The sequence below is a fragment of the Arthrobacter sedimenti genome, from assembly GCF_042652025.1.
Classification (GTDB): domain Bacteria; phylum Actinomycetota; class Actinomycetes; order Actinomycetales; family Micrococcaceae; genus Arthrobacter; species Arthrobacter sedimenti.
Window position 1 is genome coordinate 422,935 of record NZ_JBHSDQ010000004.1, and the last position, 12,994, is coordinate 435,928.

Below are 12,994 nucleotides of genomic sequence, written 5' to 3' on the forward strand. Positions count from 1 at the left end.
CCCCCATGTCCAGCCAGACTTTGCAGACCAGGACCGGCAAGCATTCCGGTTCCACCGCCGAACCGCCCGCCACCCCCAAGCCGTACCGCACCCGCCGCCTGCCCGCAGCCGGCACCATCGGAAGGTACGCCGCCCTGGCCGTGGCAGCGGCGCTGACCCTCGGCCCTGTCCTGTGGACCCTGTCCACCTCGCTGCGGACGCCGTCGGAATCGTTCAACCTGCCGCCGTCGTTTCTGCCCATCAACCCTGACTTCACCGCCTACCAGGAGGTGTTCAAGCAGATCAACGTCGGCCTCCTGGTCCTGAACAGCGCCCTGGTGACCGGGCTGATCGCACTTGGCCAGATGGCGTCGGCCACCCTGGCCGGCTACGCCTTCGCCCGCCTGGACTTCCGCGGCAAGAACGCCATCTTCTCGCTGGTGCTGGCCACCATGATGGTCCCGGTGCAGGTCACTATCGTCCCGGTGTTCATGCTGATCCGGGGCATGGGCCTGTCCGATACCCTGCTGGCCCTGATCCTGCCGGCTATTCCGACAGCATTCGGCACCTTCCTGATGCGCCAGTACTTCCTGGGCCTGCCAAACGACTTCGCCGAAGCAGCCGCCCTGGACGGTGCCGGACCATGGCGGATCTTCCAGTCGGTCTACGTCCCCCTGGCGGTCCCCGGCATGGCCATCGTCGGGATCCTTGCCTTCAACTTCCACTGGAACGAGTTCTTCCGGCCACTGATCCTGACGATCAGCGAACAGAACTTCACCCTTCCCCTCGGCCTGGTCACGCTCCAAGGCAACCTCGGCACCGGCAGCATCTCCGTGGTCCTCGCCGGCGTAATCCTGTCCATGCTGCCGGCACTGGTCGTCTTCATCTTCGGTCAACGAACCCTGCGGGAAGGCCTCACGGCCGGCGCCAGCAAATAGCCCAGACTTCCAAAGGAACCCATGGAAACCCTCACGACGAACAATGCAGCAGCCACCGACATTTACAGGCCTGCCCTGCATTACGCAGCCCGGGACACCTGGCTCAACGACCCCAACGGCCTGATTTTCCATGACGGCGTCTACCACCTCTATTACCAGAACAACCCGCTGGGCAACGTCTGGGGCAACATGTCCTGGGGACACGCGACATCCACGGACCTGCTGGCCTGGACCGAACACCCCGTCGCCATCCCCTGCGACGACAACGAAGACATCTTTTCCGGCAGCATCGTCTATGACAGGACCAACACCAGCGGCTTCGGCACCGGTTCCGTTGCCCCGCTCGTGGCCATCTACACCAGCGCCTACAAGCCGGGCTCCGAGCACGAGGGAATCCAGGCCCAGTCCCTGGCGTACAGCCTGGACGGTGGCTACACCTGGACAAAACACGCCAACAACCCCGTACTGGACCGCCGGTCAGCCAACTTCCGCGACCCTAAAGTCATCCGGTACGACGGCGGCGAGGGCAGTTGCTGGGTGATGGTCGCCGTTGAGGCGCAAGACTTCAAGGTGGTGTTCTACAAGTCCGAAGACCTGAAGAATTGGGAATTCCTCAGTAGCTTCGGCCCCGCGAACGCCACCGGCGGCATTTGGGAATGCCCCGACCTTTTCCCGCTGCCTGTGGACGGCGACCCGGAAAACGTCAAGTGGGTGCTGACCGTGAACCTCAACCCTGGCGGCCCCAACCGCGGGTCGGCCGGCCAATACTTCATTGGCGACTTCGACGGAACCTCATTCACCTCCACCAGTGCGGAGACCGCGGGCCTCCACAGCCCTGACGACCACGGCGCCTACCACTGGCTGGACTGGGGCCGGGACTACTACGCAGCCGTCTCCTTCAACGACGCCCCGGACAACCGTCGCCTCATGATCGGGTGGATGAACAACTGGGAGTACGCCAACCACATCCCGACCACACCCTGGCGCAGCCCCATGAGCCTGGCCCGCGAAGTCTCCCTTCAGACCATCGACGGAAACCTGTGCCTGGTCCAGCGACCCGCAGGCGACTGGACTGCATTGGTGACGCAGGAGCCTTTCTCCCTTGCTGAAACCACTATTGACGACAGCGAGCAGGTGCTGCCGGGCGCGGCAGGCACGGTTCAGCGCATTGATGTCAGCTTCGCTCCCGGAAGTGCTAAGGAATTCGGACTTGTCCTGCGGGGGGACGGCGCCAAGGGCACCCATGTGGGCATCCGGCCGGACGAAGGCAGACTGTTCGTCGATCGGCGGCAGTCCGGGCAGACTGACTTCCACGAATCCTTCCCCTCCGTCGACACCGCACCCGTCCGGTCATCATCGGATTCCTACGACCTCAGCATCTTCGTTGACCGCTGCTCCATAGAAGTGTTCGCCCAGGGCGGCCAGGTCACCATGGCTGAACTGATCTTCCCGGCCGAGGACAACACCGACCTCGCGGTCTTCGCCGCCGGCGGTACAGCGACGATCAGCAGCCTTCAGGTCACGCAGCTCGAGTAGGAGGCGACCTAATCACCGAGGTCGGCGCCCTCGGCGTTCAGGCCCCCACGCACACTTCAAGTGGTAAGTTCGGGCGCATGGAATGCGTCGTGCTGTACACCGTGCGTGAGGGCGTGGATCGCTCCAGGATCATGGAGATCTACCCGCGCCACAAGGCCTATTACCAGGCCTTCCACGCAGACGGCGGAGGCCTCGTTGCCCTCGGCCCGTTCCAGGACCCCGACCCGGCCGCCAGCTCGATGGGCATCTTCACGTCCCGCCAGGAAGCGGAACGGTTCGTCGCCGGCGACCCTTTCGTCACCGAAGGGCTGGCCGACGCGCGGCTCCTGGAGTGGAACGCTGTGCACCCCGCATAGGAGAACCCTTCCGGTCCAGGATCAGCGCCAGGGCAATGCCGAACATCCAGATGTCCTTTGCCAGTACGGTGCCTTGCTGGCTGGGCCGGATCCCGTCCTCCAGGGTCATTTCCGGAATCCTCCGGTACATGGTCAGGAGGGACCCGGAGAAGATACCAAGGCCCAGCCCCGCCAGCCTGCTCGGCACGAACGGCGCCAGGAGTATTGCCCCCAGGGTCATCTCGGCATAGCTAAGAAGCTTGCCAAATTTTTCCGGCTCCAACCGGGCCACCTGCGGGTACACCTTGGCCCCCATGCCCTGCAGTCGAGCGGCGCTGTCCTTGTCCAGGTTCCGCTTGCTGTAGCCGGCGTTGAAAATAAAAGCTCCGGTGGCCAGGCGGAGGGGAATGTGGCTCAGTTTCATCATTAATCCCTTCACGACGTGCTGGGTGATGCGAGCGAGCATAGTTCGGCCGGCCTTGCACCGCCAGAGCCTTGTGTCCCGGGGAGTTCCTCCCAGCGGAAGCACCCCCGGAAGGGCCGACGGCGGCACTCACCTGCCCGCCGTCGTCGTACGTTGGACCATGGCTGGCTGAGGGGAAAGGCAAGGTGGAGCAGGCTCATTGGAGCCTGCCCCACCTCTTGCGCCGGCGAATCTCCTGCGCCCGACTTTCGGGTTACCTGTTGCGATGGAGTATGCAGGAACATCTGCCGGCGGGCTTGAAAAGGAACGCCTCGGGGCCGCCGATGCGGCCTAGAGCGTCCTGGGATCTTCGGCGTACATCTTCAGCCTGATGGCCAAAGCGTCCGACATGTGGCGGGCGGCGATCTCCCCCGCGTGCCCGGAGTCCCCGTCCTCGATGGCGGCCAGCATGGCGGCGTAGTCCGCCAGCACTGCCGGCCACCTGCCGGGGTAGGTCAACGTGGTCAGGGTGTACCGGCGCACCTGCTGGTCCAGGCGTTCCAGCAGTCCGATCAGCGACGGGCTGTGCGTGGCGTGCCACAGCTGCGCGTGGAAGGCGCGGTTGGTTTCTGCGAGCGCACGGCCGTCGGTGGGATCCAGCTGCTGCATCTGCAGCAGCAGTCCCTTGAGCAGCTGGTGGTCCAGGGCGGTGGCCTTGACGGCGGCCTTGGCCGCGGCGGCCTGCTCGAGGATGATTCTCGACTCATAGATGTCGATGATCTCCTCGGCCGAATGCGTGCGGACAACCACCGCTTTGCCGCGCCTTTCCACCAGCCCGTCCTGCTCCAGCCGCTGCAGGGCTTCCCGCACGGGCGTCCGGGATGCCCCGTACCGCTCGGTGAGCTTGGCTTCCGTGAGCGGCTCGTCAGGCGCAAAGACACTGGCGAGAACGTCTTCGCGAAGCCGCTGATGGACGGGACTGGCCACTTTTTCCTCTTTTCCGTTTGATCTTCGGGACTGCTGTGTTGGCGTCTAGGCGATTGAACCGGCCCGGCGTCCGAAGACCGCGCCTGCCGCAAGCCCGGAGCCGCCGGGGTAGTTTCCGCTGAACAGTCCGCCCAGCGCTTCCCCGCAGGCATAGAGCCCTTCAAGCGGCTCCGGGTCTTCGGTGAGCACGCGGCCCCAGGTATCAGTCTTCAGGCCGCCGAAGGTGAAGGTGATGCCGCAGGTAACGGGGAAGGCGTAAAACGGTCCGGTGGCGATGCTGCGGGCCCAGTTGCTCTTCGGGGGCTGGGTGTCGGCGCGGCGTCCGTCCTTGACGTTGGGGTCAAACGGCGCGTCCTCAGCGATCGAGTTGTTGAAGCCCTGCACCGTCTCTGCCAGGCCTTCCGGGCTGATGCCGGCTTTCTGGGCCAGCTCGGCCAGGGTGGGCGCGGTGACCACCGAGACTCCGGGCATGTCGTACTCCTCGGCCCGCAACATGGGGCGGGAGGAGGCGTCAAAGATCTGGAAGGCGGCCGAGCCCGGCTGGGCAAGGATGTCGCGGCCGTACTTCGCGTAGGTGTAGTTGCGGTAGTCGGCGCCTTCGTCCACGAACCGCTTGCCCTCGGTGTTTACCACGATGCCCAGCGGGTACCCGCCGCGGGTGAGCTGGTTGGTGAGTTCCAGGTTGCCCTCGTTCTCCGGGTGCCAGGCGTCCCAGGCGACGCTGTGGCAGGTGGACCAGTCCCCGCCTTTGGCCGCCCCGGCTTCAAGGGCAGCGAGGATCATCTCGCCCGTGTTGCCGGGCGTGCCGCGTACTTTCGCGTTCTGCCAGCCCTCACCCAGGTGCTCGCGACGCAGTTCAGGCGATGCCTCGAAGCCTCCCGACGCGAGGACTACGGACTCAGCCCGGAACTCGCCCTCTTCGGTTGAGGTGCGGTACCGGACCCCGCTTACACGGCCGTCCTCCTGGATGAGGCCGGTGGCTGCGCAGTCGTAGATGACCTCCACGCCCATGCGCTCCGCGGCTGCCCGGTGGTCGGCCATGAGCCCCTTGCCGCCGCCCACGTTGCCCACGTGCAGGCCGCCCCAGAACAGGTATCCTCCGTCCTGGGTGCGGTATGCCTGGCGTTCATACATCAGGCGGTATTTGAGTCCCACGCCCTGGAGCCAGCGCAGCGTCGGGTTGCTTTCGCTGACCAGGACGGCGGACAGTTCGGGGTCGTTGCGGCCTTCGGAGACCTTGGACAGATCGGCGAGGTATTCGGCAGCGGTGTAAGCGGGGACTTCGGTGACGGCGTGCCGGTCATCAGGCTCCACGAATTCAATGACCTCCCCGAGCCCGTCATGGGAGATGCGGGTGGCGCCGGCGGTGTAGAAGCTGTTGCCGCCGGATGCGGCTTCCCGGGCCTTTTCCAGCAGGACAACCTTGCGTCCGCGCTCGGCGGCTGCAAGTGCTGCCGCGAATCCGGCGTTGCCGCCGCCAACTACCAAAACATCGCTCTTGTTCATCATCATCTCCTCAGCTCCATCGCTGTACACGATTGTATACATAGGTATGCCCTTGGATGCAATGACGTGGTTGCTGCCTTTTTCGGGTGCGCAGGAGCGGACTGAGGTGTGGGTCCTTGCGGCTAGCCCAGGCGCGGAGGGCTGATTTCCTGCGCGTCGATGTACATCTGGATCCGGATGTTCTTCGCCTCGTCCATATGGGCGCTGGCAATGCGGCCGGCCTCCTCCGCGTTCCGCGCGCGGATAGCCACCAGCAGTTCCTCATGCTCCTTCAGCACCCGGTCCCACCGCTCCCTGGTGGAAAGCGTGGTGCCGGGGTAGCGGATGAAGTGCACCAGGATCCGGTCCAGCAGGTCAAGGAGCGCTGCGCTGTGGCTGGCAGCCCAGATGCGCTCATGGAAGGTGCGGTTGGCGGCGGCCAGCTCAGCCGGAGTGGCGGCATCAAAGTCGAGGGTGACCATGGCCTGGTGCGCACGGTCAATGAGCATCAGGTCCATGTCCGTATGCCGGAGGGCGGCGGTTTTGGCGGCCGCTTCCTCGAGGAAGGTCCGGACTTCGTAGAGGTCCAGCATCTCCTCCGGCCGGTACTCCCGCACCTGCATCCGTGACCCGTAACGCTCCACCAAGCCCTCCGTTTCGAGGCGCCGCAACGCTTCCCGAATGGGAGTCCTGGAGACGTTGTACTTCTTAGCCAGGGCGCTTTCCACCAGCTGGGCACGGGGAGGCAGCTCCTGCGAGATGATGGCGTTCCTGATCATCAGGTAGGGGCTTGTCTCAGCTTGCGACGCCACGGGCGGCCTCCGGTCTTCATGGAACAAGCGGCAAGACGCAAACAGCGCCATACCTTTAGCCGCAATTCTAACGCACTGCATACCGTTTCGCGCGGCTGTGAACACCGTGCACGATCAGCAGCACGCGATGGAGCGGGGCTGCACGCTGTTGAAGCAGATCTGTATTCAACAATTCCCAATCTGTTGCTTAAGTCACTCCAGCGGTATACCGTTTGTGACCAACGCCATACAGACCAGGAGTTTCCGGATTCCAGATCGTGCGGCTCTGAACATTTATCCACCAGCTGCACACGGCGGTTCGGTGTTTTCAGGAGAATCAATGACGCTTCTATTCAGGGAAGAACCGCAGGCAGGCAGCCTTCCCGTCACCGCAGTCCCGGCAACCCTGGTCCGCGGAGGTACCAGCAAATGCTGGATCTTCCGTGACGAGGACCTTCCCGCGGACCCCCAGGAGACCGAACGGCTCCTGATCCGCACCTTCGGCTCACCGGACCTTCGCCAAATCGACGGGGTGGGCGGCGCATCCTCAACCACCAGCAAGGCAATCACCGTGGGTGGCACCGGCCCGGACGGAACCGTGCATTACCGGTTCGCGCAGGTTGCCATCGATAAACCAGCGGTTGAATGGGCCAGCAACTGCGGAAACTGCGCAACCGCACTGGGGCTCTATGCACTCCACGCCAGGCTGGTCACCCCCACCGGCGACGTCACCCGGGTCCCCATCCTGAACACGGTCACCGGACTGCGCCTCATCTGTGAAATCCCGACACCGGGCGCGCAGGTTCCGGCGTACGGCGGCCGCCGGCTCGATGGCCAGCACTACCCCGGCGTCCCCATCGACGTCGTTTTCCAGAAGACGTCGTGGTCCAGCTACGGAGCACAGTTCCCTACCGGCAAGGCCCTTGATGAAATCGACGTTGACGGACGGCGGTACCAGGCGACACTGATCGACGCGGGTGCCCCGGCTGCGCTCTTCGATGCACGGGACCTGGGACTGGACGCGACGGGCAGTGAGGAAGCGCTGGAGGCGCTGGTCCGGATTGCACCGCAGTTGCGTGCCGCGGCTGCCCGCAAGATGAACCTTCCGCAGAACCTCAGCTCCATCCCCAAGGTGGGCGTCGTGGGGCCTCCGCCCGAAGGAACAACCGGAGTGTCAGCCCGGATGATCTCGATGAGCGCGCTGCACCCCGCCATCGGGCTCACCAGCGCCGTCGCCGTCGCTGCCGCTTCCGGGACGGAGGGCAGCGTAGTGCGGCGCAGCATGGTTCCCGCAGCCGAGGCCGGACTGTCCATCCACCTGCTGAACGGCAAGACCGCACTGGCGCTGGATGCAGCCGATCCGGCTGAGGTCTCCTTTCAACGCTCGGCCCGCGTCATCAGCGAAAGCACCATCCTGGTGCCAAATGACTGAAGTAACCCCTACCGGAAAAACCCAGCCCAAGGAACCAGCCATGAAGATCAGCATTCAAAACCTGCAGCTGAAGTACGGAAGCTTCACTGCCATCGAAAACCTCAACCTCGACATCGAGGACGGCGAGGCGCTCGTCCTCCTGGGCCAATCGGGATGCGGCAAAACCAGCACGATGCGCAGCATCGCCGGCCTGGAGGAGCCCACCTCAGGGCGCATCATCATCGACGACGTGGTGGTCTTCGACTCCGAAAAGGGCATCAACCTGCCACCGAACAAGCGCAACGTCGGCATGGTCTTCCAGTCCTACGCCGTGTGGCCGCACATGACCGTGGCCCAAAACGTCGCCTACTCCCTGAAACAGAAGAAGCTTTCCAAGAGCGAAATCGATGAGCGCGTCATGGAGGCCCTTACCCTGGTTGGCCTGGAGCCCTATGCGGACCGCGGCGCGAGCCTGCTCAGCGGTGGCCAGATGCAGCGCGTCGCCCTGGCGCGCAGCCTGGTGATGCGGCCCAGCGTGCTCATGCTCGACGAACCGCTTTCCAACCTGGACGCCCGCCTCCGTGACCGCCTCAGGGTGGAGCTGCGTGAGATCCAGCTTCAGTTGGGCCTCACCTGCGTATATGTCACCCACGACCAGCACGAAGCCTTCGCACTGGCGGACCGCATCGCGCTGCTCCAGGGCGGCCGGATCGTTCAGATGGGCGCCCCCCAGCACATGTATGAAGCCCCCGCCAGCGCCTCGATCGCGCACTTCCTGGGCGTCTCCAACATCATGGACTGCACTCCGGAGGGCACGGCTGCCGGATCCACCACCGCACGCATCACCGACAGCGGACTCACCGTCCAGTCGGCGCAGACAACCACCGACGCGGGCACATCCCCCAAGGTGTGCATCCGCGCCGAGGACCTGCAGATCACCGCCATGCCCACCGAACACCCGAACTCATGGCCGGGAACCGTGCGGGTAGCCGGCTTCCAAGGCAACGACATCCGGTACGCCATCCAACTGGAATCCGGGCCCGAGCTGGACGCCCTGGGCGGCCTGCGCCGCGGCGAACAGCACAAAGTCGGGGACCGCGTCTGGGTGACGGTCAACCCCCGTGAAGTCCAGATCCTTCCGGCCGAGGTCCTCGCATGAGCCTCAAGACCGTAGCGACCAGCCGGGCCGAGGCCCGCCCGGCCTCGACGCCCGCGCCCAAGGATTACCGCTCTGCCCGGACCCTTGCGGGCCTGCGGAAGAACACGCCGGGCCTGATCGTCCTGGTCATCCTCGGCATCCTCATTGTGCTTCCGCTCGCCCTGGTCCTGCTGGCAGCCTTCTCCGACAGCGTCCCGCGGCCCGGCAGCATCTCCCTGGGCGGCCTGACGCTGTCCAACCTGGCACTGCTGGCCACCCCGGAGGCACTCGGGGCTCTGGTCAACTCGCTCATGGTGGGAGCAGGCTCGGCCGTCATCGCCCTGCTGATCGGTGCGTTCCTGGCCTTTGTCTGCGCCCGCTCCGATGCGCCGTGGCGGAAGTTCATCTTCTTCATCGGCATGGCCCCGATGTTCATCCCGGCCCTGGTCGGCGCCCTGGCCTGGTCCCTGCTGTGCTCGCCCAGCGCCGGCTACATCAACATCTTCCTCCGGGACCTCGGCATTGATGCCGCGATCAACATCTACAGCCTTCCGGGCCTGGTTTTCGTGCTGGGAATCTTCTACGCCCCGTACGCCTTCCTGCTGCTGCACAGCTCCCTGTCGATGATGAACGCCGACCTCGAAGAGGCTGCGACCGTCCACGGCGCACCGCTGCGCACCATGCTGCGGACCGTCACCCTGCCCCTGGCCCTGCCGGCCATCCTGGGCTCCGCCGTCCTGGTCTTCGCACTGACGATGGAAAACTTCCCCGTGGCCCAGGTCATCGGCAACCCGGCCGGCGTGGACACGCTGCCTACCTATATCTACCGCCTGATGAGCGCCACACCGGCCAAGAGCAACCAGGCCGCCAGCGTCGCCGTCATCCTGACGGTTGCGCTGATGGCCGTGACGCTCATCCAGCAGCGCATCATCAACAAGCGCAAATTCACCACGATGACCGGCAAGGGCAACCGTCCCCGCCAGGTGCCTCTGCGCAAGATGCGCTGGCCTTTCACCATCATTGCCCTGGCCTACTTCGCAGTGTCCGTGGTCCTGCCCATGCTCGCCCTGCTGGCCGCGTCGATGCAGGCCACCCCGTTCGTGTCCTCGATGTCCCAGCTACTGGAGGCGAATGCCCTCAGCTTCGCCAAGCTGGGCGAGGTCCTGGGCTCCAACGACTTCCAGCTCGCCCTGAAGAACAGCGTGCTGGTGGCCCTGATCGCGGCCTTCGCCGGCACAACCCTCAGCTTCATCGCCTCCTACATCCGGTACCGCACCAAGTCCAAGGTGGGGCGCCTGATCGAACTGGTGGCCATGACCCCGCTGGCCGTCCCCGCCATCGTCATGGGCATCGGACTGCTCTGGACCTGGCTGCTGCTTCCGTTGCCCATCTATGGCACCCTGGCGATCCTCGCCGTCGCCTGCGTGGCAGTGTTCATGCCGCAGGGCTACCGCGGCGTCTCCGCCTCCATGCTCCAGATGGACCAGGACCTCGAGGACAGCGCCGTGATGCTCGGCGCCGGCCGGACCAGGTCCGTCCTGGACGTCACCCTGCCCCTGATGCGGGTGGGCATCATGTCCTCCTTCCTGCTGTTCCTCATGCTCTCCATGCGTGAGCTCAGCGCCTCCATCTTCCTGTTCACCTCCAACACCCGCATCCTGTCCATCCTCGTGTTCGACAACTTCGACAACGGCCAGAGCCAGGCAGCTGCCGCCGTCAGCGTCCTGTACTGCCTCGTCATCGGAATCCTCGCCGTCATCGCCCAAAAAGTCGGCGGCGAACGCAAGACCAAGAACTGACCTTCCACCCCACCTTTGAAAGGGACACCCACAATGAAGTTAGCGTCCAAACTCCCCGCCCTCACCGCCGCCGGAGTGCTCCTGGCCCTCAGCCTGACCGGCTGTGGAAGCGCCGCCCAGAGCGCCGGCGTCGTCACGGCCACCGCGGCCGTGAACACCGACAACGGCCTGGTGATCAACGGCGAATCCATCGCGGACAAGGCCACCTACGAGAAGGCCAAGACCCAAACCCTGTCCCTCTACTCCGGCTACACCGATTCCTCCGAAAGCGCCCTGGTGGACGCCTTCACCAAGGACACCGGCATCAAGGTCAACGTCGTCCGGCTCACCCCGAACAAACTCTCCGAACGCGTACTGTCCGAACAGGGTGCCGGCAAGCTCAGCGCCGACGTGATCCGCACCTCCGACTACCGGATCGCCAAGTCCATGGAGGACGCCAAGGTCTGGAAGGCCTACGACGTCCCCGGCGCCTCCGCACTCAAGGACGTCTCCGTGGACGGCGGCCAGTTCACGCGCATGTTCAACTCCGTGTACACCCTGGGCTACAACACCCAGCTGGTGAAGGAAGCTGATGCCCCCAAGTCCTGGGCAGACGCCGTCGGCGGCAAGTGGCAGGGCAAGCTGGGCATCGTCCAGGGCGGCTCTGGCGGCAGCACCGCTGCGCTGAACCGCTTCATGGAAACCAAGATGGGCGGCGACTACTTCGCCAAGTATGCGGCGCAGAAGCCCAAGATCTACGACTCCCTGGGTGCTGAAGCCACCGCCCTGGCCCGCGGTGAAGTCGCCGTCGGCACGGTCACCATCAGCGGCACCAACATCTCGGCCGTGCAGGACAAGGCTCCCGTGAAGTTCATCGTGCCGGAGGAAGGCCTGGTCTCCTACGACTACTACCTGGGCATGACGGGCACAGCCACGAACGTGGAAGCCGCCAAGGTGTTCATGAACTACAACCTTTCCAAGCAGGGCCAGCAGGTCTTCGCGCAGATCGGTGAATACCCGGTCCGCACCGACGTGGCACCGCCCACCATCATGGGTGTGACCCTCCCCGCCGTCGATTCCGGCAAGGTCTACCGCATGCAGAACAGCGACGCCACCACTTACGGCAAGGACGACCTGGCCAAGTGGAACCAGGTGTTCGGCTACACCAAGTAAATCCCTCCCGTGCCTGGGGACCCGGCAGCCGCCGGGTCCCCAGGCACGTTTTTTATACCCCAGGAGCCCCGTGACCTCCCCGCACCCCGCCTTGCCTGTCCCCCGGAACACCACAGCCCTGCTGGTCCTCCGGGATGGGGCAACCGTCCTTGAACTCGGCGACACCGCCCGGGCCAGCTACGTCGCCTCGGTGCGCAAAAGCCTGCTCTCCATCCTCTTCGGCATCCAGGTGGAAGCCGGCACTGTCAGCCTGGATGACACGTTGGGCGCGCTGGGGATCGATGACACCGGCAGCCTGCTCCCCCTCGAGAAGACAGCGAGGCTCCGCCACCTCCTGACGTCGCGGTCGGGGGTCTACCACCCACCGTCCAGCCCCGGCAGTGATGAGGACGCCTTTCCGCCACGCGGCACGAAGACGCCGGGGCAGTACTTCGTCTACAACAACTGGGATTTCAACGCCGCGGGCGCCATCTTCGAGAAGGCCGGCGGCCTGACCGTCTTCGAGGCGTTCGAGAAGTACCTGGCCGGTCCGTTGGGGCTGAGCGACTACGACCCCCGCCGCCAGCGGATGCTCGGCGACCCCGGAAAGTCCGCTTTTCCGGCCTACCACTTCTTCCTCTCCGCCCGGGACCTGGCCAAGATCGGGCTGCTAATGGCGGCCGGCGGGCAATGGGAGGGCCGGCAGCTTGTGCACCGGGAGTGGGTCAGGGAAAGCCTGGCACCGCACGTGAGGCGCGCGGACATGGCGCCGGCCACCGGTTTCGGCACCTGCGACTACGGCTACCTGTGGTGGCTGCCCCGGGAAACCGGCCCCCAATGGGAGGGCGCGTTCCTGGCGGCGGGCAACTACGGCCAGTTCCTCCTGGTCCTGCCGGCCATCGGCAGCGTCATCGTCCACCGCCGCTTCGTCAGCGACCGCTTTGCCATCGCCCGGAACACCCGCGCCGTAGGTGCCCCGGCGGCGTCCCCGGCTCCGGTCACGCACGCCGAATTCACGGACCTGGCCCGCGCGCTGGTGGCCGGTCCCCTTGCCCGGTAGG

General features: G+C 65.2%; 12 protein-coding genes. 8 read left to right on the forward strand and 4 right to left on the reverse strand.

Annotated elements, in window-relative coordinates; genetic code table 11:
* Positions 1 to 5: 5 nt before the first annotated feature.
* The 3 genes from ACFO0G_RS12505 (at position 6) to ACFO0G_RS12515 (ending at position 2,809) form a co-directional block, all read left to right on the forward strand.
* Positions 6 to 917 carry a carbohydrate ABC transporter permease gene (locus tag ACFO0G_RS12505; protein WP_286400145.1) on the forward strand — a complete coding sequence of 304 codons (912 nt, stop codon included), beginning with the start codon at positions 6 to 8 and terminating at the stop codon, positions 915 to 917.
* A gap of 21 nt (positions 918 to 938) precedes the next feature.
* On the forward strand, positions 939 to 2,453 hold the full coding sequence (locus ACFO0G_RS12510) for a glycoside hydrolase family 32 protein (RefSeq protein ID WP_376977929.1): 1,515 nt from the start codon (positions 939 to 941) through the stop codon (positions 2,451 to 2,453).
* An 89-nt stretch (positions 2,454 to 2,542) separates the two neighbouring features.
* Positions 2,543 to 2,809, forward strand: a complete 267-nt coding sequence (locus ACFO0G_RS12515; RefSeq protein WP_376977931.1) for a YciI family protein — start codon at positions 2,543 to 2,545, stop codon at positions 2,807 to 2,809.
* Here ACFO0G_RS12515 and ACFO0G_RS12520 read toward each other — a convergent pair.
* From ACFO0G_RS12520 to ACFO0G_RS12535, 4 genes are all read right to left on the reverse strand, one after another.
* Positions 2,751 to 3,212 (reverse strand): hypothetical protein, encoded by a 462-nt coding sequence (locus tag ACFO0G_RS12520; RefSeq protein ID WP_286400151.1) that lies wholly within the window; start codon positions 3,210 to 3,212, stop codon positions 2,751 to 2,753. The genes ACFO0G_RS12515 and ACFO0G_RS12520 overlap by 59 nt on opposite strands.
* Positions 3,213 to 3,542: 330 nt before the next feature.
* The gene (locus ACFO0G_RS12525) at positions 3,543 to 4,178 is read right to left on the reverse strand and encodes a GntR family transcriptional regulator (RefSeq protein WP_376977933.1); all 636 of its coding nucleotides are present in this window, start codon (positions 4,176 to 4,178) and stop codon (positions 3,543 to 3,545) included.
* A gap of 45 nt (positions 4,179 to 4,223) precedes the next feature.
* Positions 4,224 to 5,726 (reverse strand): FAD-dependent tricarballylate dehydrogenase TcuA, encoded by a 1,503-nt coding sequence (tcuA, locus tag ACFO0G_RS12530; RefSeq protein WP_376977935.1) that lies wholly within the window; start codon positions 5,724 to 5,726, stop codon positions 4,224 to 4,226.
* An 80-nt stretch (positions 5,727 to 5,806) separates the two neighbouring features.
* Positions 5,807 to 6,475 (reverse strand): GntR family transcriptional regulator, encoded by a 669-nt coding sequence (locus tag ACFO0G_RS12535; RefSeq protein WP_286400156.1) that lies wholly within the window; start codon positions 6,473 to 6,475, stop codon positions 5,807 to 5,809.
* Between the two features lie 319 nt (positions 6,476 to 6,794).
* On the opposite strand from ACFO0G_RS12535, the gene ACFO0G_RS12540 reads away from it, so the two are divergent.
* The 5 genes from ACFO0G_RS12540 (at position 6,795) to ACFO0G_RS12560 (ending at position 12,993) form a co-directional block, all read left to right on the forward strand.
* The gene (locus ACFO0G_RS12540) at positions 6,795 to 7,886 is read left to right on the forward strand and encodes a PrpF domain-containing protein (RefSeq protein ID WP_376977938.1); all 1,092 of its coding nucleotides are present in this window, start codon (positions 6,795 to 6,797) and stop codon (positions 7,884 to 7,886) included.
* A gap of 40 nt (positions 7,887 to 7,926) precedes the next feature.
* Positions 7,927 to 9,024, forward strand: coding sequence for an ABC transporter ATP-binding protein (locus tag ACFO0G_RS12545; protein ID WP_376977940.1), 1,098 nt, complete (start codon positions 7,927 to 7,929; stop codon positions 9,022 to 9,024).
* Positions 9,021 to 10,802 (forward strand): ABC transporter permease, encoded by a 1,782-nt coding sequence (locus tag ACFO0G_RS12550; RefSeq protein ID WP_376977942.1) that lies wholly within the window; start codon positions 9,021 to 9,023, stop codon positions 10,800 to 10,802. Before ACFO0G_RS12545 ends, ACFO0G_RS12550 begins: the two co-directional genes overlap by 4 nt.
* Before the next feature lie 33 nt (positions 10,803 to 10,835).
* On the forward strand, positions 10,836 to 11,954 hold the full coding sequence (locus ACFO0G_RS12555; protein ID WP_286400165.1) for an ABC transporter substrate-binding protein: 1,119 nt from the start codon (positions 10,836 to 10,838) through the stop codon (positions 11,952 to 11,954).
* A gap of 70 nt (positions 11,955 to 12,024) precedes the next feature.
* On the forward strand, positions 12,025 to 12,993 hold the full coding sequence (locus ACFO0G_RS12560; protein ID WP_286400168.1) for a serine hydrolase domain-containing protein: 969 nt from the start codon (positions 12,025 to 12,027) through the stop codon (positions 12,991 to 12,993).
* Position 12,994 lies beyond the last annotated feature (1 nt).

Excerpts from the sequence above, each read along its gene's own strand:
- ACFO0G_RS12505 (WP_286400145.1), top strand. The coding sequence starts at position 6 with ATGTCCAGCCAGACTTTGCAGACCAGGACCGGCAAGCATTCCGGTTCC.
- ACFO0G_RS12510 (WP_376977929.1), top strand. The coding sequence starts at position 939 with ATGGAAACCCTCACGACGAACAATGCAGCAGCCACCGACATTTACAGG.
- ACFO0G_RS12520 (WP_286400151.1), bottom strand. The coding sequence starts at position 3,212 with ATGAAACTGAGCCACATTCCCCTCCGCCTGGCCACCGGAGCTTTTATT.
- tcuA (WP_376977935.1), bottom strand. The coding sequence starts at position 5,726 with ATGTATACAATCGTGTACAGCGATGGAGCTGAGGAGATGATGATGAAC.
- ACFO0G_RS12540 (WP_376977938.1), top strand. The coding sequence starts at position 6,795 with ATGACGCTTCTATTCAGGGAAGAACCGCAGGCAGGCAGCCTTCCCGTC.
- ACFO0G_RS12545 (WP_376977940.1), top strand. The coding sequence starts at position 7,927 with ATGAAGATCAGCATTCAAAACCTGCAGCTGAAGTACGGAAGCTTCACT.
- ACFO0G_RS12550 (WP_376977942.1), top strand. The coding sequence starts at position 9,021 with ATGAGCCTCAAGACCGTAGCGACCAGCCGGGCCGAGGCCCGCCCGGCC.
- ACFO0G_RS12555 (WP_286400165.1), top strand. The coding sequence starts at position 10,836 with ATGAAGTTAGCGTCCAAACTCCCCGCCCTCACCGCCGCCGGAGTGCTC.